The 25,142-nt window shown below is 68.2% G+C and carries 26 protein-coding genes; 4 read left to right on the top strand and 22 right to left on the bottom strand.

The features are described 5' to 3' along the window. The coding region (locus J8847_RS05990) for a CoA-binding protein (protein ID WP_211523769.1) at positions 1-757 on the bottom strand (757 nt) is incomplete at its 3' end. 161 nt (positions 758-918) lie between these two features. Between J8847_RS05990 and J8847_RS05985 the strand changes: the two genes are divergently transcribed. The 3 genes from J8847_RS05985 (at position 919) to J8847_RS05975 (ending at position 2,586) form a co-directional block, all read left to right on the top strand. Then, entirely contained in the window at positions 919-1,092 is a 174-nt protein-coding gene (locus tag J8847_RS05985; protein ID WP_211523768.1) for a hypothetical protein, read from the top strand. A gap of 27 nt (positions 1,093-1,119) precedes the next feature. Further along, on the top strand, positions 1,120-1,596 hold the full coding sequence (locus J8847_RS05980; protein WP_211523767.1) for a universal stress protein: 477 nt from the start codon (positions 1,120-1,122) through the stop codon (positions 1,594-1,596). A gap of 153 nt (positions 1,597-1,749) precedes the next feature. Beyond that, positions 1,750-2,586, top strand: coding sequence for a universal stress protein (locus tag J8847_RS05975; RefSeq protein ID WP_211523766.1), 837 nt, complete (start codon positions 1,750-1,752; stop codon positions 2,584-2,586). A 15-nt stretch (positions 2,587-2,601) separates the two neighbouring features. On the opposite strand, the gene J8847_RS05970 is transcribed toward J8847_RS05975, so the two are convergent. From J8847_RS05970 to J8847_RS05940, 7 genes are all read right to left on the bottom strand, one after another. Continuing rightward, complete coding sequence (locus J8847_RS05970) at positions 2,602-3,093, bottom strand: universal stress protein (protein ID WP_211523765.1); 492 nt, start codon at positions 3,091-3,093, stop codon at positions 2,602-2,604. A 215-nt stretch (positions 3,094-3,308) separates the two neighbouring features. Then, a complete protein-coding gene (locus J8847_RS05965) occupies positions 3,309-3,869 on the bottom strand; it encodes a hypothetical protein (protein WP_211523764.1) in 561 nt (186 codons plus the stop codon). A gap of 43 nt (positions 3,870-3,912) precedes the next feature. After that, positions 3,913-4,749 carry a universal stress protein gene (locus J8847_RS05960; protein ID WP_211523763.1) on the bottom strand — a complete coding sequence of 279 codons (837 nt, stop codon included), beginning with the start codon at positions 4,747-4,749 and terminating at the stop codon, positions 3,913-3,915. Between the two features lie 121 nt (positions 4,750-4,870). After that, positions 4,871-6,382, bottom strand: coding sequence for a murein L,D-transpeptidase (locus J8847_RS05955; protein ID WP_211523762.1), 1,512 nt, complete (start codon positions 6,380-6,382; stop codon positions 4,871-4,873). A gap of 67 nt (positions 6,383-6,449) precedes the next feature. Next, positions 6,450-7,565, bottom strand: a complete 1,116-nt coding sequence (locus J8847_RS24495; RefSeq protein ID WP_211523761.1) for a GGDEF domain-containing protein — start codon at positions 7,563-7,565, stop codon at positions 6,450-6,452. 11 nt (positions 7,566-7,576) lie between these two features. Next, a complete protein-coding gene (locus J8847_RS05945; protein ID WP_211523760.1) occupies positions 7,577-8,050 on the bottom strand; it encodes a molybdenum cofactor biosynthesis protein MoaE in 474 nt (157 codons plus the stop codon). A 2-nt stretch (positions 8,051-8,052) separates the two neighbouring features. After that, positions 8,053-8,310: a MoaD/ThiS family protein gene (locus J8847_RS05940; protein ID WP_211523759.1), complete on the bottom strand. Its 258-nt coding sequence runs from the start codon at positions 8,308-8,310 to the stop codon at positions 8,053-8,055. Positions 8,311-8,490: 180 nt separating this feature from the next. Between J8847_RS05940 and J8847_RS05935 the strand changes: the two genes are divergently transcribed. Continuing rightward, a complete protein-coding gene (locus J8847_RS05935) occupies positions 8,491-9,075 on the top strand; it encodes a nitroreductase family protein (RefSeq protein WP_211523758.1) in 585 nt (194 codons plus the stop codon). Between the two features lie 3 nt (positions 9,076-9,078). Here J8847_RS05935 and J8847_RS05930 read toward each other — a convergent pair whose 3' ends face one another. From J8847_RS05930 to J8847_RS05865, 14 genes are all read right to left on the bottom strand, one after another. Next, positions 9,079-9,333, bottom strand: a complete 255-nt coding sequence (locus tag J8847_RS05930) for a heavy-metal-associated domain-containing protein (RefSeq protein ID WP_211523757.1) — start codon at positions 9,331-9,333, stop codon at positions 9,079-9,081. Positions 9,334-9,439: 106 nt separating this feature from the next. Beyond that, positions 9,440-11,914, bottom strand: coding sequence for an adenosylcobalamin-dependent ribonucleoside-diphosphate reductase (locus J8847_RS05925; protein ID WP_211523756.1), 2,475 nt, complete (start codon positions 11,912-11,914; stop codon positions 9,440-9,442). Between the two features lie 89 nt (positions 11,915-12,003). After that, positions 12,004-12,420, bottom strand: a complete 417-nt coding sequence (locus tag J8847_RS05920; RefSeq protein WP_211523755.1) for a putative zinc-binding protein — start codon at positions 12,418-12,420, stop codon at positions 12,004-12,006. 11 nt (positions 12,421-12,431) lie between these two features. Then, entirely contained in the window at positions 12,432-12,923 is a 492-nt protein-coding gene (locus tag J8847_RS05915) for an SCP2 domain-containing protein (protein WP_211523754.1), read from the bottom strand. A 27-nt stretch (positions 12,924-12,950) separates the two neighbouring features. Further along, positions 12,951-13,838 carry a U32 family peptidase gene (locus J8847_RS05910; RefSeq protein WP_211523753.1) on the bottom strand — a complete coding sequence of 296 codons (888 nt, stop codon included), beginning with the start codon at positions 13,836-13,838 and terminating at the stop codon, positions 12,951-12,953. 25 nt (positions 13,839-13,863) lie between these two features. Then, a complete protein-coding gene (locus J8847_RS05905; protein ID WP_211523752.1) occupies positions 13,864-14,910 on the bottom strand; it encodes a peptidase U32 family protein in 1,047 nt (348 codons plus the stop codon). A gap of 96 nt (positions 14,911-15,006) precedes the next feature. Continuing rightward, entirely contained in the window at positions 15,007-15,411 is a 405-nt protein-coding gene (locus J8847_RS05900; RefSeq protein WP_211523751.1) for a ribonucleotide reductase subunit alpha, read from the bottom strand. Positions 15,412-15,428: 17 nt separating this feature from the next. Further along, positions 15,429-16,043, bottom strand: coding sequence for a YitT family protein (locus tag J8847_RS05895; RefSeq protein WP_211523750.1), 615 nt, complete (start codon positions 16,041-16,043; stop codon positions 15,429-15,431). A gap of 22 nt (positions 16,044-16,065) precedes the next feature. Beyond that, positions 16,066-16,812 (bottom strand): peptidylprolyl isomerase, encoded by a 747-nt coding sequence (locus J8847_RS05890; RefSeq protein ID WP_211523749.1) that lies wholly within the window; start codon positions 16,810-16,812, stop codon positions 16,066-16,068. 18 nt (positions 16,813-16,830) lie between these two features. Then, the gene (gene narI, locus J8847_RS05885; protein ID WP_211523748.1) at positions 16,831-17,514 is read right to left on the bottom strand and encodes a respiratory nitrate reductase subunit gamma; all 684 of its coding nucleotides are present in this window, start codon (positions 17,512-17,514) and stop codon (positions 16,831-16,833) included. 9 nt (positions 17,515-17,523) lie between these two features. Next, positions 17,524-18,186: a nitrate reductase molybdenum cofactor assembly chaperone gene (narJ, locus tag J8847_RS05880; protein ID WP_211523747.1), complete on the bottom strand. Its 663-nt coding sequence runs from the start codon at positions 18,184-18,186 to the stop codon at positions 17,524-17,526. A gap of 26 nt (positions 18,187-18,212) precedes the next feature. Beyond that, the gene (gene narH, locus J8847_RS05875) at positions 18,213-19,769 is read right to left on the bottom strand and encodes a nitrate reductase subunit beta (protein WP_211523746.1); all 1,557 of its coding nucleotides are present in this window, start codon (positions 19,767-19,769) and stop codon (positions 18,213-18,215) included. A 19-nt stretch (positions 19,770-19,788) separates the two neighbouring features. Then, positions 19,789-23,601 (bottom strand): nitrate reductase subunit alpha, encoded by a 3,813-nt coding sequence (locus J8847_RS05870; protein WP_211523745.1) that lies wholly within the window; start codon positions 23,599-23,601, stop codon positions 19,789-19,791. A gap of 155 nt (positions 23,602-23,756) precedes the next feature. After that, positions 23,757-25,133, bottom strand: a complete 1,377-nt coding sequence (locus J8847_RS05865; protein WP_211523744.1) for a NarK family nitrate/nitrite MFS transporter — start codon at positions 25,131-25,133, stop codon at positions 23,757-23,759. Between the last annotated feature and the right edge of the window lie 9 nt (positions 25,134-25,142).

Genomic DNA, 25,142 nt, shown 5'->3' with positions numbered 1-25,142 from the left:
CCGCGCGTGCGGCGTCCTTGCCGCGCCCGGCCTTGACGATCAGGGTCGGCTTGCCGCGCGCCGCGCTGCGCGCGGCGCTCATGAACTTGCGGGCCTGGCGCACGCTCTCGGCATACAGCAGGATGGCGTCGGTGCCCGGGTCGGCGGCGAGGTAGTCGAGCAGGTCGCCGAAATCGACGTCGCTGCCGTCTCCCAGGGAGACGAAGCAGGAAAAGCCGATCCGCCGCGCCGCCGCCCAGTCGAGCACGGCGGTGACCAGCGCCCCTGACTGCGCCACGAAGGCCAGCCGGCCGGGCAGGGCCGCGCCCGGCGCGAAACTGGCGTTCAGCCCGATGCCGGGCACCAGCAGGCCGACGCAGTTCGGACCCAGGATGCGCAGCAGCCAGGGTCGCGCCGCTTCCAGCATCGCCTGGCGCAGGCTGCGGGCGCCGCCGGCGTCCGCGTCCATGCCAGCGCTGATCACCACGGCGGCGCGGCAGCCGGCGGCGCCGAGCTCGCCGATCAGTTTGGGCACCGTGGGCGCAGGGGTGCAGATCACGGCAAGGTCGGGCACGCCGGGCAGGTCGCGCACGCTGCCGAAGGCGGGATGGCCGCCGACCTGGGCATGGCGCCGGTTGACGGGCCACAGCGGTCCTCCGAAACCGCCTGCGAGGACGTTCCGCCACACCGTCGCGCCCACGCTGCCGGGCCGTTCGGAGGCGCCGATCACGGCCACCGAGCGTGGGTGGAACAAGTGCCCGAGGTTGCGAATGCTCATGAAGTCTCCTTCCGATGGCTGGATTGGATCAGCCTAGCGAAGCATTACAAGGATTTATTTGACCGCAATCAAAATTTGCTCCGAAAGTTATGTTAAGGCAGCGGCGCGGCTGGACGGCTTGCCTCCGTGCCGCTACCCTGTCCGGATTCCTTCCGCCCGACGTGCTCGCGCAGGCTGGACCGGCCGCGCAGGCGCGCTGCGACCAGCTCAGGCACGAGGCGCGCGAGGCTCTGGCGCGCTTCGCAGCGCTGGCCGAGGCGGAAGGCGTCGCGTCGTTCGAGCACAGCCTCGCCGAGGACGAGGTCGGGTGCGTCCTGGCGCTGCGGGCACGTTAATGCGACCTGGTCGTGGTAGGACAGGACATGGCCGAAACGGGGAGATCTGCACCGGGCGACCTGGCTGCACATGTGCTGCTGCATGGCGCACGGTCCGTCCTGGCGATTCCCGGCGCGGGTACTGCGTGGCCCGGCATGGATGCGCTGGTGGGCTGGGACGGCAGCGCGCAGGTCTGCCGCGCGCTCGACGGCGCCATGCCCCTCCTGCGCGCCGCCCGGCAGGTGACGGTCATGTCCCTCGGGGAAGGCGACGAGGGCCAGGAGCGGGGCGCAGCGGACCGCTGCGTCGCCTTCCTACGGCGGCACGGCGTCGTCGCGACATTCCTGCAACAGCCGGGCGCGGGCCGTACCGGCGAGGTTCTGCTGAACGCGGCCCTCGCCGCAGGGCCGGGGCTGCTCGTCATCGGCGCCTATGGCCATGCGCACCTGCGCGAACAGATCCTCGGCGGCGTCACCGCGACGGTGCTGAAGGACATGTGGCTACCCGTCCTGTTGGCCCACTAGCCGTTGTAATGGTCGACCTGAGCGCCGAGACGAAAGTCGACTGATGGTCAATTCATGGGGAGCAAGTCGATTTGATCTCGGTCAAACACGCCGCCGAGCGAAGCGGGGAGACTGTCTTGATTCCGAACATCATCAACATGGGGAGCAGGAACGATGAGCTACAAGACCATATTGGTGCATGCCGACTTGTCACGCCATGCGCCCGCACGCATACGGATCGCTGCGCAGCTGGCCAAGGCGCATGGCGCGCACCTGATCGGCCTTGCCGCCACCGGCGTGTCGCGCGACGTATTCCCGCACGGGTATCATGCTGCTCCCGACAGCCTCGAGGCGAGCTATTTCCAGCCCCTGCACGACACGGCGTCCCGCGCGCTCGAGCAGTTCACGACGATTGCCGCCGAGGCCGGGGTGTCGTCGGAAAGCCGCCTGGTGTGCGACCTGGCCAGCGATGCGCTGGCCCACGTGGGTCGCTTCAGCGACCTCGTGGTCGTCAACCAGGACGACCTGGCCGAAGCGCTGACCGATACGATCGGCCGCATCCCCGAATACGTGCTGTTCACCAGCGCGCGCCCGGTGCTGGTCGTGCCCTGCGCACCCGTGGCGCGCCAGCCTGGCGACCATGTCCTGGTCGCCTGGAATGGCAGCAAGGAAGCCTCCGCCGCGCTGCGCGCCGCACTGCCGGTGCTGCAGCGCGCCGTCCGCGTCACCGTCGTGTCCTTCCGCCTTCCTGACGAGAGCAGCCTGGTCGAGGACGACGACGACGCCGGCATCACCGCCTTCCTCGGCCGCCACGGCGTCCAGGCGCAGATGCTGACGATCGGACGCAACATCGATTGCGGGCACAATCTGCTCACGCTGGCGACCCAGGACGGCTACGACCTGGTGGTCATGGGGTGCTACGGCCACACCCAGTTCCGCGAACTCTTCCTGGGAGGAGTGAGCAGGACCTTGCTTCAGAACAGCACAGTGCCGCTGCTCATGGCGCGCTAGGGCGGGCGTCCCAGCCTAGCTGGCCGGCCGGTCGCCGAACTCGGGCTGCGAGGCCTCGCGCGGCACGCGCAGCAGCATCACCGGAACCGTCGAGTTCGCGAGCACGTACTGGGCGACGCTGCCGGCAAACAGCCGGTTCGCGTCGTTGGGCCCATGGGTACCCATCACGATCAGGTCGCAGCCCTGTTCTTCCGCGATCCGGACAATCTCCGGACCCGGCGTCGACGAGAGCGGCGCCGCCGTCTCGCAGCTGACCCCGGCGGCTTGCGCGATGCGCAACACCGTGTCGAGGTGGGACTGGGCGGCCTCGTGCGCGCGCAGAAACTCCGCCTGCGCGTCGGGCATGGCAGCGGACCGCTCCGGCATGGAGAAATGCGGCTGCGCAACCGACACGGCGAACATCCGTCCCGCGCCCGAGCGGGCGAGCAGGGCGGCCATCTGGGCGGCCTGTACCGCGAGGTCGGAGCCGTCTGTTGCCACGCAAACTCGCTCTAGGAACATGATCATCGGCCCTGGAAGAGATGAGTCGTCAGGATTACCAGTCTTGATCTTGTTGTGTTTGACTAGCGTCAAAGAACTGCTAAGTCAGCCCCGCAAAACGGTGTATCGACCGGTCATGACCCATCATCGCCAGCTTCGGCCTGCCGGGATGTTCGGGGCGATCCCCTGTCCGGGGCGACAGAAGGTCCACAAGCACAGCTCCTGTGCAAATGCCGGTATGTTCAGCCGGCGCTCTGCGCCTTGCCCGCGACGACACTCACCTGCGCGAAGCGCAGGTTTTCATAGGTCCTGATGCGCCGCTTCAGCGGCCACCAGTCGTAGAGGAAGATCTGCACCGGGCGCCACATCGCCACCCAGCCGATGATGGTGAGGCTTTCGCGCGCGATCTTCCCGCCATGGCCGGGAGCCAGGCCGGTAATCAGCTCGGCCAGCACCAGGCAGGACGCGACGAAGCCCAGGCCGATCGCGAGGCTGGTCCGCCCCTGGCGCAGCAGTTGCCCGAGCTCGCCGCGCACCAGGCCGATCTTGTAGGTGTAATAGTTATGCACCGCATCCGCGACCATCTCCCCCGCATCCCGGGGCAGTTCCGGATTCTCGACGCGGATCGCCAGCCGCAGGTGGCTGTCGAGCGGCAGCGGCAGCGCCCAGCTCTCGATGAAGGCTTCGCACAGATGATCGAGGTCGCGGTTCAGGAAGGGGGCGGGATCGAGCGAATTGAACAGCTGCGCGAGCTCGCGCACGCGCAGGTCGAGCGTATGGGTAGGGTGCTGGGTGATGTGCATCGCTCAGGTCCGGCCACGCGCCATGCCCGGTGATCCATCCGTCCTAATGCGCCATCCAGAGCGGAATGGTCGAGGTCGCCAAGAGCGAGCGCGTCATCCCGCCGAGCATGATCTCGCTGAAGCGCGAGCGTCCGTACGCGCCCATGACGATCAGGTCCGCCTCCTTGGCGGCTGCGAACGCGAGCAGCGCGCGGTCCTCGTCGCGCCCGGCCCCGGTGACTGTGACTTCGACCTGCACGCCATGCTGGGCCAGGTAGGTGGCCATATCCGCGCCCGGTTCCTGCCCGTGCGCCCCGCGCGTGCTGCCGGGATCGAACACGACCAGGTCAACCTGGCGCGCCTGCCGCAGGAGGGGAAGGGCGCTTGCGATCGCCCTCGCCGCTTCCTTGCTGCCGTTCCACGCCACCACCACCCGCGTGCCGGGCACGGCGCCGCTCCAGGCGCTAGGGAGGACCAGCACCGGCCCGACCGCGTTCAGCACCACGTAGTCGGGAAAGTCGCTGCGCTGGCGCGGCAGGAACTCATCCAGGGAGGCCTGGCTGATGACGACCAGGTCGCTGTAGCGCGACTGCAGGCTGATGGCGATGCCCGCGTCCTCGTCCACGCAGCGCCGTTCGACCGAGGCCACGCCGGCGCGCCGCGCCGCGGCCTCGAACAGCTCGAGCGAGCGCTCGGCCTGGCCGCGCGCCTCTTCGAGCGGCGCGATGTCGACGGGCCCCGCGGCCACCATGCCGTCGGTGGGAAACAGGTAGGCGGGAACCCCGGTCGTGGCGACGCCGATCAGGCGGGCATCGCTGGCCAGCGCCATGGCCGCCGCCACCTCGGTGCGTTGCGCCGAGCGGGCGGTTTCGTCGACGTGAACCAAAATTGTCTTGTACATGGACTTCCTTTCTGTCGTGAAAGTGATGTCTGGACTGTACTTTGCGCGCCGCCGCGCTGTAATTGATGTGGATCAAATTTAGGATCGCATCGCTTGCCGTGCGGGTCAAGCCGTGCGGTCTTCAATCGGCGCGCAGGGCCCGGATCAGCGGCTGGTCCAGTCCATAGATGTCGTCGGCGAACAAGGCGCGCCCGTCGCGGTCTGCAAGCGCGGTCGCGTAGAACAGGACCACCGGCACCGGCGCGCGCAGCCTGACCGTGCGGCTCGGTCCCGGGCGCATCGCGTCGGCGACGCGCTCCGCGCTCCACTGTTCCGGGTCGGCGAGCACGAATTGCGCCAGTTCCGCCGGACGCTCCACGCGGATGCAGCCGTGGCTCAGGTCGCGGCGCGTGCGGGCGAACAGCTCCTTCGAGGAGGTCGAATGCAGATAGATGTTCATCGGGTTGGGCATGGCGAACTTGACTTCCCCGAGCACGTTCGACGGCCCCGGGCGCTGCCGGGTCCGGGCCGTGCCGGCGCGCAGGCGCGCGAGCGCTTCGCCGCCCGTGGACGGCAGTACCTGGCCGCCGGCTCCCACCAGCTCCATGTCGTGCTGTTCGAGATAGGCCGGATTGCGCGCCAGCTTGGGGATGATTTCGCCGAGCTCTATGCTGCGCGGCACATTCCAGTAAGGGTTGAACTCGAGATAGCGCATCTGACCGATGAACAGCGGGGTCGGCGTCCTGGCCGCCTTGCCGACGATGACCCGCATTTCGAGCGGGGCCGTCCAGGAACGGCTGCCGAGGTCGAAGGCCCACAGGCGATAGGCCGGCAGGTTGACCGCCACCAGCCTGCCGTCCGGCGGCGGCGGCATCCAGCGCAGGCGCTCCAGGGTCAGCGCGAGCTGGGCGACGCGGTGGGTGAGCGGCACCGACAGGGCGGCAAGGGTGCCCGGGCCCAGCACGCCGTCCTCGACGAGTCCGTGGCGCGACTGGAAACGCCGGACCGCGGCCGCCAGCTCGGCCGTGTAGATCTGCTCGCCGGCGGGAGCGTCGTCCTCGCCGAGGTCTCCCAGCAGCTGCAGGCGTTCGCGCAGCAGCGCACTGCCGGGGTAGGCGCTTCCGGCCGCGACCCCCGCCTGGCCGGCGGGCGGCAGCGATGGCCATTCCGGATACAGCCGCGCCAGTTCCCGGTACTGCGCCAGCGCCGTCCTGACCCTGGCGTACAAGGGGATCGCCGGTGCGGCCTGGTCGACCGCCTGCGCCAGGCGTTTGGCGTCCAGCGCCAGGCGCAGCTGCAAGGCGGGGTCGAAACCGGCCGCGGCGCCCGGCGCGGGACGATAAGGCGAGGCGGTGCGGCCGGCATGCAGGTCCGCCAGGTAGCGGCCCATTGCGGCGCCAAGGTCGCGCTCGAACGCCGTCGCGCCGGCGGAGTCCTCGCGCATTTCCAGTGCGCCCAGCCGGCGCGTCAATGCGTCGGCGTCATAGCGCGCCGGGTCGAGGCCGTGCGAGGCGGCGTCCCGCAGCAGGCGCAGCGCCAGGCGCGCCTGCTCCTGTCCATTCTCCAGCCAGGGCAGAGGAAGGGCGGCGGCCGCGGCATGGATCAGCGAGAAAAGGATGCCGCAAGCGATACGGCGGAAAGAAATGGAAAGCATGATACTGAGCAATCGTTGACGTCACTGCACGATAGAGGAGCGGTCCGCGCACCGTCCTTGACCTAGGTCAAACCAGGGTGGAATCCTCCCGGAATGCCGCCGGCTTCGTGCCGGCGCGCTCGCCGGCGCGCTCGCCGGCGATCCTGACGCAGTTCCGGCCCGACTGCTTGGCGGCGTAGAGCGCCTCGTCGGCCTGTTTCAGCACCTCTTCCCACGTGGCGTGCGTGTCCTGCATGCGGGCCAGGCCGATACTGATGGTGACGCGCACAGTGCCGCCCTCGGCCGGGACTTCGAGCGCGGCGATGGCTTGCCGGATGCGTTCGGCGCAAAGGCTCGCGCTGGCGTCGGACGCCTGGGGGAAGATGCAGCAGAATTCCTCGCCGCCGAACCTGCCGGCATGATCGGTTTCGCGCAGGGTGCCCTGCATGGTGCGCGCCACGGCCTTCAGGACCTCGTCGCCGGCCTGGTGCCCGTAGCTGTCGTTGACGCGCTTGAAATGGTCGATGTCAAGCATGGCGAAGACCAGCTCCGTCCGGTAGCGCCGTGCCGACGAGAACGCCTGCGCGGCCGCCTGGCTCAGCCAGGCGCGGTTATGGATGCCGGTGAGCGGATCGTGGCTGGCCTCACGGACCAGCCTGGACTCGACCGCCTGCGCGTAGCGGCGCAGCGCGACCGCGATGTGCATCTGCACGAAAGCCACCGCCAGCGCCGAGGCGTACAGCAGGATGCCGCGCAGCAGTTCCGGCAAGCTGCAGGCCAGGACACTGCACGCTACGAACAGCAGGGCCGGGGGCGCGACGACCTTGGCGAAGTGGGCGCTGCCGTTCGCGATGAAGGGCACCAGGAACAGGCCGAGCACGATGCCCCCCACGCCCTGCACCAGGCCGCCGTCGAGCTGGGCGCTGGCCAGGATCACACCGCTGGACAGCATCCAGTGCGCCCATGCCGCCCGCAGGTGCGCCGAGCAGGTGGGGACGACCGGCCAGAACGCGAGCGCAGCCAGCACGGCGAACGCCGCCCGCGTCAAGCCGGACTGCAGGACGTGCGCCGGATCCAGCAGGAAGTCCCATACCGTATACACGACGAGTATCGCCGCCAGCGCCGGGCCGACGCGCGGCAGGAGATGGCGCAGGTCGGCCTCGGCGCGCGCATGCAGGGTGAGCACGGAGGAAGGAGGGTTCACGGGCGCCGGATTCATTGGCTGCGCTCAGGGACGGCGGGCTCCCAGCGCGCAAGCGCCGCTTCGTCGTGCTCGCGCGCCTCGACCCAGCGCGCGCCGGCGGCGCCCCATTCCTTTTTCCAGAAGGGGGCGCGGGTCTTCAGGTAGTCCATGACGAATTCGCAGGCCGCGAAGGCGTCGCCACGGTGCGGGGCCGCCACGGCCGCCAGCACGATCTGCTCGCAGGCTTTCAGCGCGCCGATGCGGTGCACGACCAGCACCTCCGAGACCGGCCAGCGCAGCATGGCCTGCGCCGAGATCTCGTCCAGTGCCGCTTCCGTCATGCCTGGATAATGTTCGAGCTCCATCAGCGCGACGGGACCCCCGGCGCCCATGTCCCTGACCGTGCCGACGAAGGCGACCACGGCGCCGATTTCCGGACGGCCGGCGCGCAGCCGCGCCAGTTCGGCGTTCAGGTCGAAGTCCTCGTGCTGGAGACGTACCGGCATCGCTAGCCTCCCGTCACCGGAGGGAATACCGCCATCTCGGCGCCGTCGTGGATGGGGCTGGCGAGGCCGCCCATGCGCTGGTCGACCGCGATCCGGTAGGCACGCTCCGGCCCGAGCGCGGCGTCCCATGGACCCCCGCGCCGGCGCAGCAGGTCCAGCACGTCGCCGGCGGTGGCGACGTGCTGCGGCACCTGGATGCGCTCGCCCGAGGTGCCCAGGGCTTCGCGCAAGCCGGCGAAGAAGCGAAGTTGAATATGCATGGTGCGGTCCAGTAGTCGATGCTGGCGCCATTGTAAAGACGGCAAGCGGTGGCCGCAGTCGGCATGACGGACTAGAAAGACTAGGCATTCGGTACTAGATCGTAGGGAGGGCGGACGGCGCCGATCGCGCTGTCTATACTCGGAGGGCGGCGACGGCGCCGCCAAGCAAAGGAAGAACCCATGCAAGACACTCGCACCTCCCACGCGCTGCTTGCGCACCTGGCGGCGCGCCGCAACACGCCGCCGCGGCGCCTGGCGGCGCCCGGGCCGGACCAGGACGGCCTGCACCGTATCCTGGAGGCGGCGGCCTGCGCCCCCGACCATGGGCGCCTGCTGCCATGGCGTTTCATCCTCATTCCGGACCACAAGCGCGCCGAGCTCGGCGCCGTGTTCGCCGCGGCGCTGGCCGAGCGCGACCCCGATTGCGGCGACGAGGCCCTCGCCGCCGCCCGCCAGCGCGCTTTCCACGCTCCCTGCCTGATGGCGGCGGTGCTGGCCGATGATGCTGCCGCCGGAGCGGTTCCGCTTGCGGAAAAGCTGGTGTCGCTGGGCTGCGCGATTCAGAACATGCTGCTCGCCGCGCAGTGCCTGGGCTTCGGCAGCGGCCTCGCCAGTGGAGGCGCGATGAACCACGCCGCGATGCGCGCAATGCTGGGCCTGGCGGGCGATGAGGAAGCGGTGTGCTTTATCGCCTTCGGCACTCCGGCAACGGCAAAGGCCGCACCCGCAAGGGCGCAGCCGGGGCAATTCTATTCGGTCCTGTAAGGCCTAGTGCCCGCCGCAGGAACCGCAGCACCCGCCGCCTGCGTGCGGCGCGCCCGCAAGCAGCGGGAAGCCCGAGCGGCTGACGCTGGTGCGGATTTCCTGCGCCGAGGTCAGGCTGTCGTCGAACTGCACATAGACCCGGCTGCTGCCGGCCGTGGCTTCGACCGCGCGCACGCCCGGGACCGCGCGCAGGGTCTGAAACATTTTTTCCACGCCCGGGTGGTCGAGCGTCGCGGAGAGTTGCAGGCTGTGTTCCATGTTGTTTCCTTGAGAAGTGAGGAGGAGCGATGGGTTCATCGTAGCCGGACGGCGCGCCGCCTTCCTTGAACCAGTTTCAGGTTTCGGCAAGCGGCGCAGGGAGGCGTCAGCCGCAGCTGCCGATGTAGTGGCATTCGGCGCAACGCGCGCAGCCGTCGACCTTGTGCAGCGCCCTGGCGCCGCATTCGGGGCATTTTGCGGCGCTGCCGGCGCCGGGTCCCGGCACGGGCTGGGGCTCCGGCTGGTGCTGGACAGGCCCCTGGCCGCGCAGCGCCAGCTGGCGGTCGAGCTGCTGCACCGGCACCTGGTTGCCCCAGGCGTCGAGGAAGCCGCGCCGGATCAGGACACGCTGCAACATGAAGGCGATCGCCGCGACTTCCGAGTCGTGGTAGACCGGCACCTGGACGCCGTCCTCGCGGGTCAGGAAGCCGCAGCGCACCGGTCCCTTTTCCCAGACCACCTCGCGCATGTCGGCCAGCGCCTTGGCGATCGAGCTGCCGGCGCGCGCGGCCAGCGACAGCAGGCGCATGGTCGAGGTGATCCACTGCTGGCCGTCGCTGCGCTGGTTGGCCGGCATGAAGAATTCGAAGGGGCGTTCGATCGCGACCTCGCGTCCGTCCAGCAACCCATCGGCGCGGATGAAGCTGATGGTCAGGTAGACCGCCTTCTTGCCTTCCTGGGTCGTGTACTCGACCTTGGAAGTCACCGACTCGAGCTCGCCGAGCGGGCGGCTGTCGAAGCGCTTGCGCAGCGGATCGATGTCGCCGGCGGCGGGAAGGGCCGCTGGCTCGGGCGCCACGCTCAGCACGCTGCCGGTGACGCTGTTGGGACGGTAGGTCGCCAGGCCCTTGAGGCCAGCGCGCCAGGCGTCGGTGTACAGGTCCTTGAACTGATCGTAGGGATAGTCGGCGGGGACGTTGACGGTCTTCGAGATCGCCGTATCGACGTAGGGCTGGACCGCTTCCATCATGCGCAGGTGGTCGTGGGCCGACATCGCGAGCGCGGTGACGAACTGGGGCGGCAGCGCGGCGTCGTCGCTTACGTCGTGGCCGAGCTGGCGGTACAGGCGCCAGGCGTGGTCGGCCACCTCGTAGCTGCGCAGGCTGTCGTCCGGCATGCGCTTCTTGCGCTGGTAGACCCAGGAGAACGCCGGCTCGATGCCGTTCGAGGCATTGTCGGCGAAGGCCAGCGAAATGGTGCCGGTCGGCGCCACCGACAGCAGATGCGAATTGCGGATGCCGTGTCGCGCGATCGCCGCGCGCAGATCCTCCGGCAGGCGGCGCACGAACTGGCCCGCCAGGTAGGCGTCGGCGTCGAACAGCGGGAAAGCCCCTTTTTCGTGCGCCAGCGCGACCGAGGCGGCGTAGGCCGCGTCGCGCAGTTCCTCGGCGATGCGGGCGGCCAACTGGCGGCCTTCTTCGCTGTCGTAGCGCACCCCGAGCATCACCAGGGCGCTGCCGAGTCCCATGAAACCGAGGCCGACGCGGCGCTTGCTGCGTCCTTCCTGTTCCTGCTGCGGCAGCGGCCACTGGGTGGCGTCCAGCGCCAGGTCGAGCATGCGCACCCCGATGCCCGCGACTTCGCGCATGGTGGCGAAATCGAAGTACGCGCCGGGCGTAAAGGGTTCGCGCACGCAGCGGGTGAGGTTCACGGAGCCGAGGTCGCAGCAGCCATAGGGGGGCAAGGGCTGTTCGCCGCAGGGATTGGTGGCGCACAGGCGCTCGGCGTAGTAGAGGTTGTTCTCCGCATTCATGCGGTCGATGAACAGCACGCCGGGCTCGGCATGGTCGTAGGTCGAGCGCATCACCTTGTCCCACAGGGCGCGCGCACCGATGCGGCGGTAGACCCACATGCCGTCCTCGCGCTGCGCCGCGCCGGCGGCCAGCAGTTCTTCGCCCGGCTCGGCCTGGTGCCACAGCTCGACCTCGCCGTCGCCCAGCACGGCGTGCATGAAGTGGTCGGTGACGCCGACCGACAGGTTGAAATTGCTGAAGGCCCCGCCGTCCTTGGCGGCGATGAAGCGTTCGATGTCCGGGTGGTCGATGCGCAGCACGCCCATCTGGGCGCCGCGCCGCGCGCCCGCCGATTCCACCGTGCGGCAGGAGGCGTCGAACACTTCCATGTAGGACACCGGTCCCGAGGCGCGCGAGCGGGTGCCCCGCACCGCGCTGCCGGCCGGGCGGATCGGGCTGAAGTCGTAGCCGACCCCGCCGCCTCGGCGCATGGTTTCGGCCGCCTCGGCGACCGCGGTATAAATGCCCGGCAAGCCGTCGTGCGCGCCGGTGATCGAATCGCCCACCGGCTGCACGAAACAGTTCATCAGGGTGGCCTTGATGCCCAGCCCGGCGGCGGAGTTGATGCGCCCGGCGGGCACGAAGCCGTGCTCCTGCGCCCACAGGAAGCGCTGCTCCATCTCGGCGCGCAGTCCTTCGGCCTCGTAGGCGGCGAGGGCGCGCGCGACGCGGGCGCGCACCTCGGCGATGGTGGTCTCGTTTCCTTTCGCGTACTTTTCGCGCAGCACGTCGACGGATACCTCTTGTGCCGGCATCGTTGCGGCGAACATCTGGTCGTTTGCGTTCATGGTTCTCTAGTCGGTGGATCGGGTGGATCCGGTTGGGGGAGGGCGCCGTCCAGTATCCGCTCCTCGCGCGGCGGGCGCCTTGAATCAGTTCAAGCAAGGACGACGCCATCCGCCGCGGGTGGCGTGGCCGCGGCAGGCGCCAGGGCGGCGACGTCCTTGGCCACGACGGCCACCAGCGTTTGCGCCTGCTCCGGCTCGAAGCCGGCGTGATAGCGCTTGCGCACGCCGTGTTCGCCCAGTTGCCAGTGCAGGGTGGGCGCCACGTCGTGGCGCGCCAGGCAATTCTTGGCGCACACCAGCGGGCAGCCGTCGACCACGACGACGGGGCGTCCGGATTTTGCCAGCTTGACCAGCGAGGGCACGTCGCCGCCGACGCCGGCGACGCAGGACATCTCCGCCACGCCGAGGCGGTCCAGCTCGAGGGCGAGGTGGTTCGCCATCTGGGCCGCGCTGGAGCAGCCGGAACATGAATACACCAGGGGGAAACTGCTGCGGGCCTTGGCCATAAGGTCCTCCTTCAATGTCGGGTGGATGGGCGGCCGGCGCGGCGCGGCGGGAACAGCTGCCCGAGCACCCTGCGCGGCGCCAGCGCGGCCGGGTCGAACAGGGGCGCGTCCACCGCGTCCAGGGTGTTCTTGACCAGCAGCCCCAGCTCGGTGTCGCCTTCCATTACCAGGCGCCGGCTGAAGAACAGGGTATCCGGGTCTTCCTTGCGCCGCGCCAGCAGGGAAAAGTCGTGGGCGCTGGCGCTGATGGTGAGGTCGGCGTCCGCGCCCGGCTTGACGGGACGGAAGGCGCGCCCGTCCCAGCTGAAGTCGACGGCGATGCCGGCGTCGCTGGTGCGCAGGCGCAGGCGCTTGCCGGCGAGGGTGGCGCGCACGTCGTCGGGCAGGTGGCGCACCACCGCCAGGTTCAGGGCGCAGGCGAACAGGCGCGAGCCCGGGTAGGCGGGAAGCAGGGAGAGCAGGCGGCCGAGCGGGGCCGGCAGGTGTTGCGCTTGGGTGTGCATGAGCTGTCCTTTCGTAGGCGGTCGCCTTCAGGCGGCCTGTTTGACAAGTCCGGGCCGGCCGTGCCAGAAGCCGTCACAGGCGGCGGCCGGCATCAGCGGCGTCATGCGGACGGCGGCATCGGCAGGCGCCAGGGCGCCGTCCACGGCGGCGCGCATCAGGGCCACGATCTCGGCCATGTGGGCGGACTGGGGACTGAGGCGCAGCGCGTCGACGCCGGCGGCGCGCATGGCCGGGATCTCCGCCGCCAGGTTGTAGACCAGGGCCGACTGGGTCTGGATGCCGTTCAGCACCAGGAAGGGCTGCTTCTCGCGGGTCTCCATCAGCAGTCCGTCGGGGTGGTCGATGCAGCTGAAGCGGCAGTCGTCCTTGGGCAGGTTGCGGTGGCGCGCCGTGAAGCAGCGCGCCGAGAAGGCGAGCGGCAGGCGGCCGTAGGCGAAGACCTCGGTCTCCAGCCCTGCCGGGCGCCGGGCCAGCACCTGCTCCAGGCAGGTGCGCGACATTTCCAGCGGCATTACCCAGCGCACCGCCCCTTCGCGTGCGACGATCGCCAGGGACGGGGCGTTGTACAGGTTGAGGTGGGGACCGGCGACGAAGGGCCGCCCGCTCATGCACTGGACCGCGCCCATGTCGTTGGCCTCGACCAGGTGGCGGCCGTTGGACGCGATGCGGCGCAGGGTGCCCAGGTCGGAGCCCGATTCGATCAGCACCTGGGTCGAGAGCACCACCTGCTTGCCGGCCTGCTCGAGGCGGTCGGCCAGCGCCAGCCAGTCGGGCAGGCGCAGTTCGTGGCGGCGCGAGCACACGGCTTCGCCGAGGTAGACGATGTCGACGGGAGCCGCGGCCATCTCCTCGTAGAAGGCGAAGACTTTGTCGCGCGGCCAGTAGTACTGGATGGGGGCGAGGGCGAGTTTCAAGTCGGTTGCTCCAGGCAGTTCATGTTCATTTCCAAGGGCGGTGATAGGCGCCGAGCGTGTGCTGCTGACCCTCTGCGACCTTGTCCAGCTCGTTCATCCAGGCCGGCTTGACCGAGTAGCGCTGGTGTTCCGACAGGCAGCAGTCGATCGCTTCGCGCCACACGCGCGTGACCTGGGCAACATAGGCGGGGCTGCGCTGGCGGCCTTCGATCTTGACGGCGCGCGCGCCCAGGGCGACCAGCTTGGGCAGGATCTCGAGGGTGTTCAGGCTGGTCGGCTCCTCGACCGCGTAATAGGTTTCGTCGCCGACGTCGAAGCGGCCCTTGCACAGGGTCGGATAACCGGCATGCTCGCCTTCCGCATAGCGGTCGATCAGCACCTCGTTCAGGCGCGCTTCGAGTCCCCTGGGCGTGGGCTGCCAGCGCACCGCCTTGGCGGGCGAGCACACCCCGTGGGTGTTGGGCGACTCGCCGGTGGCGTAGGAAGACAGCTGGCAGCGTCCCTCGACCATCACGCACAGGCTGCCGAAGCCGAACACCTCGATCTCGACCGGGGTGTTGCCGATCACCTGCTCGACCTGGGCCAGCGACAGGACGCGCGGCAGCACGGCGCGGGCGATGCCGAAGTGGCGGTGATAGAAATTGATGGCCTCGGCATTGGTGGCCGAGCCCTGGACCGACAGGTGCAGGCGCAGCTTGGGATAGGTGCGCGCGGCATACTCCATCAGGCCCGGGTCGGCCAGGATCACGGCGTCGATGCCTAGGTCCGCGGCGTGGTCGACCGCGCCGCGCCATATCTCCAGGGCGCCCGGCTGGGCATAGGTGTTCAGGGCCAGGAAGACCTGGCGGCCGCGCCGGTGCGCGTAGTCGATGCCGTCGGCGATCGCGCGTTCGCTGAAATTCAGGCCGGCGAAGTTGCGCGCATTGGTAGCGTCGCGAAAGCCGAGGTAGACGCAGTCGGCGCCGTTGTCGACCGCGGCTTTGAGGGCCGGCAGGCTGCCGGCGGGGCAGACCAGGTCGAAGGCCGGCCTGGCCGCCGGGGCGGTGGCGGAATCGGTAAAGATGGAAGGCATGGATCTCCGTCTAAAAGGGGGAACGGCATTCACCCTGGCCGGAGCATAGCCCCGGCGCCCGGGGAAGCGCCATGAACTGGTTCAAGAAGGGCGCGGCTAGTGGAAATGCACGGTCCGGCCCTCGGGGTCGAAGGCAAGGAAGCGCTCGATGGCGCCGCGGTGGACCGCGTCGACCATCATCCGCAGCGCGCGCTCGACGTCGTTTTGTTCCGGGGTCCTGTTGTCGCGTCCGGGCAGCGCGGCCACGAACACCATGTCCCAGGGTTGGCCGGTGCGGCGGGATTCGGCCGCCAGCGCGGCGAAGCTGTCCAGCTCCGCAGGCGCCTTGTCGACGCACATGACCGGCGCCAGGGCGCCGCCGCGCCCGGTCTCGAAGCGCTTCTTCTGGCCGGGGGAATGGGTCTGCGGCAGCTCGGCCACGGCGAACACGAACAGCAGCCGCTGCGGCTCGTCCTGCGAGCGGGCGGCGGCGAGGAAATCGGAAAAATCTGTGATCTGCATGATGGAGAAGCGGCGCGTCAGCGCGCGAGATAGCGCCCGGGGCGGTGGTTGATCGCCAGGGACAGGTTGAGGACCGCGGTGCCGGCCAGCGACAGCAGCCAGGCGCGCAGCGGAATCACGGCCAGCGACGCCAGCAGGATCATGGCGTCCAGCGCCAGCTGCACCAGGCCGGCGCGCCAGCCGAAGCGCTCCTGCAGGTAGAGGCACAGGATGTTGAAGCCGCCCAGGCTGGCCTGGTGGCGGAACAGCATCAACAGGCCGACCCCGGCCAGGACCCCGCCCATCAGGGCCGCGTACAGCGGATGCACGCGCTCCAGCTCCAGGGCGCGCGGCAGCAGCTCGCTGGCGAAGGAGAACAGCAGGACGGCCCCCAGCGTCTTGAGCGTGAAGCGCCAGCCCAGCTTGCGCAGCGCAAAGGCATAGAAGGGCAGGCTGAGGGCGAAGAAGATCTTGCCGAAGCCGATTCCGGTCGCGTAGTGCAGCAGAAGGCACAGGCCAGCCACGCCGCCGGTCACCAGGCCGGCCTTGCCCATCAGCCCGACGCCCAGCGACACCAGCATGGTGCCGGCCACGAGCGCCTGCAGGTCGTCGAGCACGGAATGCGGCGCCACGGGCGGAACCGGAAGCATCATGTGGGAATGCGCCATGGGACGCCTACTGCACCAGCGGGGTGGAAGCGCCGTCCAGCGTGACGCCGCCGATCTCGGCGCGGCCCACCAGCAGCTGCATGTACTGGTGGATGCCGCGCTGCCAGGCCGCCGTGCTCAGGTAGTCGGCGATCTGCGCGTGCACGGCGGCGAACGGCAGCAGCCTGCCTTCGACGCGGCGCAGCACCTGCACGATGTGCAGGCCAAAGCGGGTCTCGACCAGGCGCTGGGCCAGTTCGCCTTCGCCGAGGCGGAACAGTACCTTGTCGAACTCCGGAACGCACTGGCCGCGCGAGAGCTGGCCCAGCTGGCCGCCGACCGCGCCCGAGCTGCAGTTCGAGTACTGGCGCGCCAGTTCCTCGAAGCGTCCCGGTTCGGCCTTGAGGGCCTCCAGCACGCCTTCCGCGGTGTCGCGCACCAGCTCCAGCGGCACGCTCGGCGTGACCTGGAACAGGATGTGGCGCGCTTCCAGCATCTCGCCGCTGGTGAAGCGCTGAGGATGCTGGCTGTAGAAGCGCGCGCAGGCGGCTTCGTCGGCCGGCGGCACCCGCACCTCGCGCTCGAACAGCGCCTCGATGAGGGTATCCTCGTCGCTACCGGTTAGCCCCAGCCGGCGGGCTTCCTGCAGCAGCACGGTGCGCAGCACGACTTCGTGCACCGTTTCCTTGAGCGGGTTGGCGCTGCCCTGGTGATGCGGCAGTTCCTGCGCGATCGCGCTGTCGTCGATGTCGACGCCGTTGACGGACAGTCCCATGATAGTCTCCTTGCTCGATTAACGCGGACGGACCAGCTGGAAGGCGCGGCCCAGGTAGGCGACGGCGCCGAAGCCGCTCCACACGTGCACCAGGCGGGTGAACGGGAAGATCACGAACAGCGACATGCCCATGAACAGGTGCAGTTTGAACACCAGCGGCGCATCGAGGATGAAATCCGGGGCGTCGCCGCGGAAGGTCACGACGTGCTGGGCCCACTGCATCAGCTGGACCATGGTGTGGCCGTCGAGGTGGTCGGCCGAGACCACGATGGAGTACAACCCCAGCAGCAGGGTGGCCAGGATCCACAGCAATACGACCTTGTCCTTGACGCTGGTGACCTTGCGCAGGCGGTCGCTGGCGAAGCGGCGCGCCAGCAGCAGCAGGATGCCGATCAGGCACAGGCCACCCATGATGCCGCCCGCGATCATCGCGAACAGCTGCTTGGCGCCGTGCGGCACGCCCAGGGTATCCCAGACCCAGACCGGGGTCAGCAGCCCCACGGCGTGGCCGAAGAACAGGCCGATGATGCCGATGTGGAACAGGGTGCTGCCCAGGCGCAGGCTGCCGCGGTGCAGCACCTGGCTCGATTCCGACTTCCAGGTGTACTGCTCGCGGTCGAAGCGGATCAGGCTCCCCAGCAGGAAGATCGCCAGCGCGATGTAGGGATAGATCCCGAAGGTGAAGTGGTGCAGGTAGTTCATGGTGGTCTCCTAGTGCTGGGCGGCGGCCGCGCGGTGCGTGCCTTTCGGGTAGAAGTTGATCGGCTGCAGGCCGCCGGCCTGGGGCTTGAGCAGCGGCTCAACGCCGTCCACGCCCGGGCCGAAGGTTTCCAGAGCCTCGTCCATGTCCTTGACCGGCGGCTCGCTGAGCGCCTCGGCCGCGACCGGGCTGAGTCCCTCCAGCACCTCGAACACGCAGGCGTAGACGCTATCGTTGGCGGACAGCTTGCGGCCGATGTGGGCCAGCACGTGCACCGCGTCGCCCAGCAGGCGGCCGGCAGCGTCCTCGGTCGGCAGCTGCGACAGGAATTCCAGGAACAGCGGCACGTAGTCGGGCAGCTCGTCGTCCGTCATGGCCAGGCCGTGCTTCTTGTATTCCTCCATCAGGTCGACCATGGCCTGGCCGCGGTCGCGCGATTCGCCATGGATGTGCTCGAACAGGTGCAGCGAGTGCGAGGGCGTGCGGTCGAACGTCTGGACATAGACCTGCTGCAGGGTGATCAGGTCTTCGCGCGCCAGGTGCTCGAACACCGGGCGCAGCACGGCCAGCATGCGCGGGCTGTGTTCGAGGCCGGCCTCCAGCTCGGGCAGCGCGGCCACCAGCTCGGGTTCGGGGTAGAGCAGCAGGGCCGACAGGATTTGAAAGTGTTGCATAGTGGTTCCTTAGACGGTGGCCGGGCTTACGCCTGCTCGGCTTCTTTTTTCTTGCGCGACTTGGGCATCGAGACGAAGATCACCGAGCCCTGCTTCTTCTTGCCGAACAGGGAGGCGTCGCTGACGCCGTCCGAGCAGCCGTTGCCGAACGAGAAACCGCAGGAGCCCTTCTCGTTGAAGCTGTCCTCGGCCATCTCCTTGTGGCTGCTCGGGATCACGAAGCGGTCCTCGTAGTTGGCGATGGCCATGATGTGGTACATGTCCTCGACCACCGCCTGGCTCAAGCCCACTTGTTCCAGCACCTTCAGGTCGCCGGCGCCATCGACCGACTTGGCGCGCATGTAGGCGCGCATCGCCAGCATGCGGTCGAGCGCATGGACCACCGGCGCTTCCTTGCCCGCCGTGAGCAGGTTGGCCAGGTAGCGCACCGGAATGCGCAGGCTGCGCGTGTCCGGCAGGATGCCGTTCATGCCCATCTTGCCGCTTTCCGCGGCGGCCTGGATCGGCGACAGCGGCGGGATGTACCAGACCATCGGCAGGGTGCGGTATTCCGGATGCAGCGGGAAGGCGATCTTCCATTCGACCGCCATCTTGTACACCGGCGAGCGCTTTGCCGATTCCAGCCAGGCGTCGGGGATGCCCTGGCGCCGCGCCTCCTCGATCACCTTCGGATCGTGCGGATCGAGGAACAGGCCGAGCTGGGCCTCGTACAGGTCCTGCTCGTCCGCCACCGAGGCCGCGGCCTCGATCTTGTCGGCATCGTAGAGCAGCACGCCCAGGTAGCGGATGCGGCCCACGCAGGTCTCCGAGCACACGGTCGGCTGGCCGGCCTCGATGCGCGGGTAGCAGAAGGTGCACTTCTCGGCCTTGCCCGAGGACCAGTTGTAGTAGATCTTCTTGTAGGGGCAGCCGGAGATGCACATGCGCCAGCCACGGCACTTGTCCTGGTCGATCAGCACGATGCCGTCGTCCTCGCGCTTGTACACCGAGCCGGAAGGGCAGGACGCCACACAGGCCGGGTTCAGGCAATGCTCGCACAGGCGCGGCAGGTACATCATGAAGGTGTTCTCGAAGGTCGAGTACATCTCCTTCTGCACGTTGTCGAACAGCTTGTCCTTGCTGCGCTTGGCGAATTCGCCGCCCAGGTCGTCCTCCCAGTTCGGGCCCCACTCGATCTTGTCCATCTTCTTGCCGGTCAGGACCGAGATCGGGCGCGCGGTCGGCGGGGTTTCCGACAGCGGCGCGTTCTGCAGGCGCTCGTAGTCGTAGGTGAAGGGCTCGTAGTACTCGTCGATCGCCGGCAGGTTGGGGTTGGCGAAGATGTTCGCCAGGATCTTCAGGCGCGAGCCCTGGCGCGGCTCGATCTTGCCCGACGGGAGGCGCTTCCAGCCGCCGTTCCACTTGTCCTGGTTTTCCCATTCCTTCGGATAGCCGATGCCCGGCTTGGTCTCGACGTTGTTGAACCACGCGTACTCGACGCCGTCGCGGCTGGTCCAGACGTTCTTGCAGGTCACCGAACAGGTGTGGCAACCGATGCACTTGTCCAGATTTAACACCATGCCGATTTGTGCTCTGATCTTCATATTGACTCCTGATTGATTCTCATGCGCCCTTGGGCGACGGCGCGAGGGCGATGGCGGGCTCGGTCTCGGCCGCCTTGGCCGGCTTCCTCGCCGCGTTCACCGCGCGCAGCGGACCCTGGCCGGTCTTCACATCGCCGTTCGGGCGCGACTCGTCGCGTGCGCCTTCCATCCAGTCGATGTCGCGCATCTTGCGCACCAGGACGAACTCGTCGCGGTTCGAACCCACCGTCCCGTAGTAGTTGAAGCCGTAGGACAGCTGGGCGTAGCCGCCGATCATGTGGGTCGGCTTGGTCACGGCGCGGGTCACCGAGTTGTGGATGCCGCCGCGTTTCTTCGAGGTCTCGGCGCCCGGCACGTTCACGATCTTTTCCTGGGCGTGGTACATCAGGGTCATGCCTTCCGGTACGCGCTGGCTGACCACGGCGCGGGCGGTCAGGGTGCCGTTCACGTTGAACACCTCGATCCAGTCGTTGTCCTCGATCCCGGCCGCTTTGGCGTCGATCTCGGACAGCCACACGTGGGGGCCGCCGCGCGACAGGGTCAGCATGCGCAGGTTGTCCGAATAGGTCGAGTGGATGCCCCATTTCTGGTGCGGGGTGATCCAGTTCAGCGCGATCTCCTTGTTGCCGTTCGGGCGGGCGTTCAGCATCGCCTCGGTGGTCTTGGTGTTGATCGCGGCCTTGTACACGCACAGGCCCTCGCCGAAGTCGCGCATCCAGGCGTGGTCCTGGTAGAACTGCTGGCGGCCGGTGAGGGTGCGCCATGGGATCAGTTCATGCACATTGGTGTAGCAGGCGTTGTAGCTGACTTCCTCGCTCTCCAGGCCCGACCAGGTGGGCGAGGAGATGATCTTGCGCGGCTGGGCCTGGACGTCGCGGAAACGCACGCTGTCGTGCTCGCGCGGGATCGCCAGGTGGGTGTGGTCGCGGCCCGTGATCTTCGACAGGGCATCCCAGGCCTTGACGGCCACGTGGCCGTTGGTCTCGGGCGCCAGCGACAGGATCATCTCGGCGGCGTCGATCGCCGTGTCCAGGCGCGGCTGGCCCTTGGACACGCCTTCCTCGAGCACGGTGCGGTTGATGCCGCGCAGGATCTCGACTTCGTGCCCGGTCTTCCAGCCGATGCCCTTGCCGCCGTTGCCCACTTTCTCGAGCAGCGGGCCGACCGAGGTGTATTTCTTGTAGACGTCGGCGAAGTTGCGCTCGACGACGGTCATGGCCGGCATGGTCTTGCCCGGGATCGGCTCGCACTCGCCGGCGCGCCAGTCCTTGGGATCGAAAGGCTGGCCCAGTTCGCCCGGGGTGTCGTGCATCAGCGGGGTCAGCACCAGGTCCTTGCCCGTGCCCAGGTAGGCGCCGCCGATTTCCGAGAACTTGGCGGCGATGCCCTTGTAGATCTCCCAGTCCGATTTCGACTGCCACAGCGGCTGCACGGCTTCCGACAGCGGGTGGATGAAGGGGTGCATGTCGGAGGTGTTGAGGTCGTCCTTCTCGTACCAGGTGGCGGTCGGCAGCACGATGTCGCCGTACAGGCAGGTGGTGGACATGCGGAAATCCAGCACCACCAGCAGGTCGAGCTTGCCCTCGGCGGCCGGGCGCACCTTGATGTCGCGCGGCTTGATGCACTCGTCCTCGTCGCTCATCAGGGCGTTCTGGGTGCCCAGCAGGTACTTCAGGAAGTATTCGTGGCCCTTGCCCGAGCTCCCCAGGATGTTGGAACGCCACACGAACATATTGCGCGGGAAGTTGACGGGGTTGTCCGGGTCGTCGCAGGAGAAGTTCAGCTTGCCGGCCTTGATCTGCTCGACGGCGTACTTGACCGGGTCCTGGCCCGCGGCTTCGGCCGCGCGCACCACCTCGAGCGGATTGGTCTCGAGCTGGGGCGCCGAAGGCAGCCAGCCCATGCGCTCGGCCTTGGCGTTGAAGTCGATCAGGGACATTTCGCCCAGTTCGCCGTCGGCGGTGGGGCAGAGGATCTCGTCGGTGTGCAGCTTCTCGTGGCGCCACTGGCTGGTATGCGCGTAGAAGAAGGAGGTCGAGTTCATCTGGCGCGACGGGCGGTTCCAGTCGAGCGCGAAGGCGAGCGGGGTCCAGCCAGTCTGGGGACGCAGCTTTTCCTGGCCCACGTAGTGGGCCCAGCCGCCGCCGCTCTGGCCGATGCAGCCGCACATCATCAGCATGTTGATGATGCCGCGGTAGGTCATGTCCATGTGGTACCAGTGGTTCAGCGCGGCGCCGACGATGACCATCGACTTGCCCTTGGTGCGGTCGGCGTTGTCGGCGAACTCGCGCGCCACGGTGATCACGTCGGCGGCCTTGACGCCGGTGTGCTTGACCTGCCAGGCCGGGGTATAGGGAACGTCGTCCTCGTAGCTCTTCGCCGCGTTCGGGCAGATGCCGCGGTCGACGCCGTAGTTGGCCATCGAGAGGTCGAACACGGTGGTGACCAGGGCTTCGCTGCCGTCGGCCAGGGTGATTCTCTTTACCGGCACGTTGCGCAGCAGGAGGTCGTCGGCGTCCTTGCCGCCGAAGTAGGGGAAGCCGACCGGGACCACGCCGTCGTTGGCTTCGATCAGGGACAACTGCGGGTCGATGGCGGCGCCGCTCGTGCCTTCCTTCTGCTCCAGGTTCCACTTGCCGGATTCGCCCCAGCGGAAGCCGATCGAGCCGCTCGGCGCGACGATGCGGCCGCTTGCCTGGTCGAGCACCAGGGTCTTCCATTCCGGATTGTTGGACTCGTCCAGGCTGTTCGCCAGGTGGGAGGCGCGCAGGAAGTAGTCGGGCACCAGGGTGCCGTCGCGCTCCTTGAGCAGGACCAGCATCGGGAAGTCGGTGTACTGCTTGGCGTAGGCGTTGAAATAGGCCGACTTGCCGCTGGCGTGGTACTCCTTCATGATCACATGGCCCATGGCCATCGCCAGCGCGGCGTCGGTGCCCTGCTTGGGCGCCAGCCAGATGTCGCCGAACTTGGCCATCTCGCCGAAGTCCGAGGACACGGCAACGGTCTTGGTGCCCTTGTAGCGCACCTCGGTGTAGAAGTGGGCGTCGGGAGTGCGGGTCATCGGCACGTTCGAGCCCCACACCATCAGGTAGGTCGAGTTGTACCAGTCGGCCGACTCCGGCACGTCGGTCTGTTCGCCCCAGACCTGCGGGCTGGACGGCGGCAGGTCGCAGTACCAGTCGTAGAAGCTCATGGCGACGCCGCCGATCAGGCTCAGGTAGCGGGTGCCGGCGGCGTAGCTGACCATCGACATGGCCGGGATCGGCGAGAAGCCGATGATGCGGTCCGGGCCGTACTTCTTGATGGTGAAGGCGTTGGCGGCGGCGATGATCTCGTTGACCTCGTCCCAGCTGGCGCGCACGAAGCCGCCCTGGCCACGCACCGATTTATAGCTGCGGGCGCGTTCCGGGTCCTGGCTGATGTATTCCCAGGCCCCGACCGGATCGCGGGTGATGCGCGCCTCGCGCCACATCTGCATCAGGCGGCCGCGCACCATCGGGTGCTTGACGCGCTGGGCCGAATACACGTACCAGGAATAGCTGGCGCCGCGCGGGCAGCCGCGCGGCTCATGGTTGGGCAGGTCGGGGCGGGTGCGCGGGTAGTCGGTCTGCTGGGTTTCCCAGGTGATCAGGCCGTTCTTGACGTAGACCTTCCAGCTGCACGAGCCGGTGCAGTTGACGCCGTGAGTCGAACGCACGATCTTGTCGTGCTGCCAGCGCTGGCGGTAAGCGTTTTCCCAGGTACGGTCCTCCTGGACGACGGCGCCGTGGCCGTTCGAAAAGGTTTGCTTGGGGGTGCCGAAGAACTTCAGGCGGTCCAAAAAGTGGCTCATGATTTCTCCATCGGTGCGCCCGCCAGGGGGCGGGGCGCATTCAGAATTACGGTGCGTGCAGCTGGAGCCAGTGTAGGATCCGGGCTTCCGGTTGAGTATTCGCAGGAAGTCGGTCCCGGTCCCGCATTGGGACTAGGCCGACTAGTCATTTGGAACTAGCAGGGCATCTCGGCGCCCTTGCGCGCATAGCACCACCAGGTGATGGCGATGCAGGTGGCGTAGAAGCCGATGAAGCACCACAGGGCCGCGCCCGGGCCGCCGGTGAGGGCGATCGAGGTGCCGTAGCTCTTCGGGATGAAGAAGGCGCCGTAGGCCGCCACCGCGGAGGTGAAGCCCAGCACCGCGGCCGCTTCCTTGTTGGCGTTGGCGACGGCCTGGGCCTGGATCGCGGCCGGCTTGCCGGCGCAGGCGCGCTGGTGCAGGGTCAGGAAGATCACCGGGATCATGCGGAAGGTCGAGGCATTGCCCACGCCGGTGCAGGCAAACAGCGCCATGAACATCCAGAAGAAGCCCCAGAAGCTGCCAGCGGTGCCGGCGGCCGGCAGGAAGTGCAGCACGCCCAGCACCGCGGCGATCATGGCGACGAAGGTCCACAGGGTGACGACGGCGCCGCCCAGGCGGTCCGAGATCCAGCCGCCGGCCACGCGCGCCAGGGCGCCGACCAGCGGGCCGAGGAAGGCGTACTGCAGCGGGTTCACGTCCGGGAACAGGGTCTTGGTCAGCAGCGGGAAGGCGGCCGAGTAGCCGATGAAGGAGCCGAAGGTGCCCACGTACAGCCAGCACATCAGCCAGTTGTGCTTGCGCTTGAAGATCACGGCCTGCTCGGCGAAGGAGGCCTTGGCCGAGGCCAGGTCGTTCATGCCGAACCAGGCGGCGACCGCGGTCAGGGCGATGAAGGGCGCCCAGATGAAGCCCGCGTTCTGCAGCCACATCTGCTTCGTCTCTTCGCCTTTGATCCAGGCCTGGGGCTCGCCGCCGAACACCGCGGCGGTGATCACCAGCGGCACTACGAACTGCACCGCCGACACGCCCAGGTTGCCCAGGCCGGCGTTCATGCCCAGGGCATAGCCTTTCTGCGACTTGGGGAAGAAGAAGCTGATATTGGCCATCGAGGACGCGAAGTTACCGCCGCCGAAGCCGCACAGCAGGGCAAGCAGGAGCATGGTCGGGTAGCCGGTGGAGGGGTCCTGCACCGCGAAGCCGATCCCGATCGCCGGAATCAGGAGCGAGGCGGTGGAGATGGCGGTCCATTTGCGGCCGCCGAACACCGGCACCATGAAGGAATAGAAGATGCGCAGGGTGGCGCCCGACAGCCCGGGCACGGCGGCCAGCCAGAACAGCTGGTTGGTACTGTAGGTAAAGCCGATGTTGGGCAGATTGACGACCACCACGCTCCACACCATCCAGACCGCGAAGGCCAGCATCAGGGCGGGGATCGAGATCCACAGGTTGCGGTTGGCCGTGGACTTGCCCCGGCTTTGCCAGAAGGCGGGAACCTCGGGTTCCCAGGTCGAGATGAGATAGCGGCTCACGTTGTTTCT

Origin of the sequence: Massilia sp. AB1 (assembly GCF_018119385.1) — a bacterium.
GTDB lineage: Bacteria > Pseudomonadota > Gammaproteobacteria > Burkholderiales > Burkholderiaceae_D > Telluria.
Note: the sequence above shows the minus strand (reverse complement) of the source record. Positions and strands in the feature narration are given on the sequence as shown.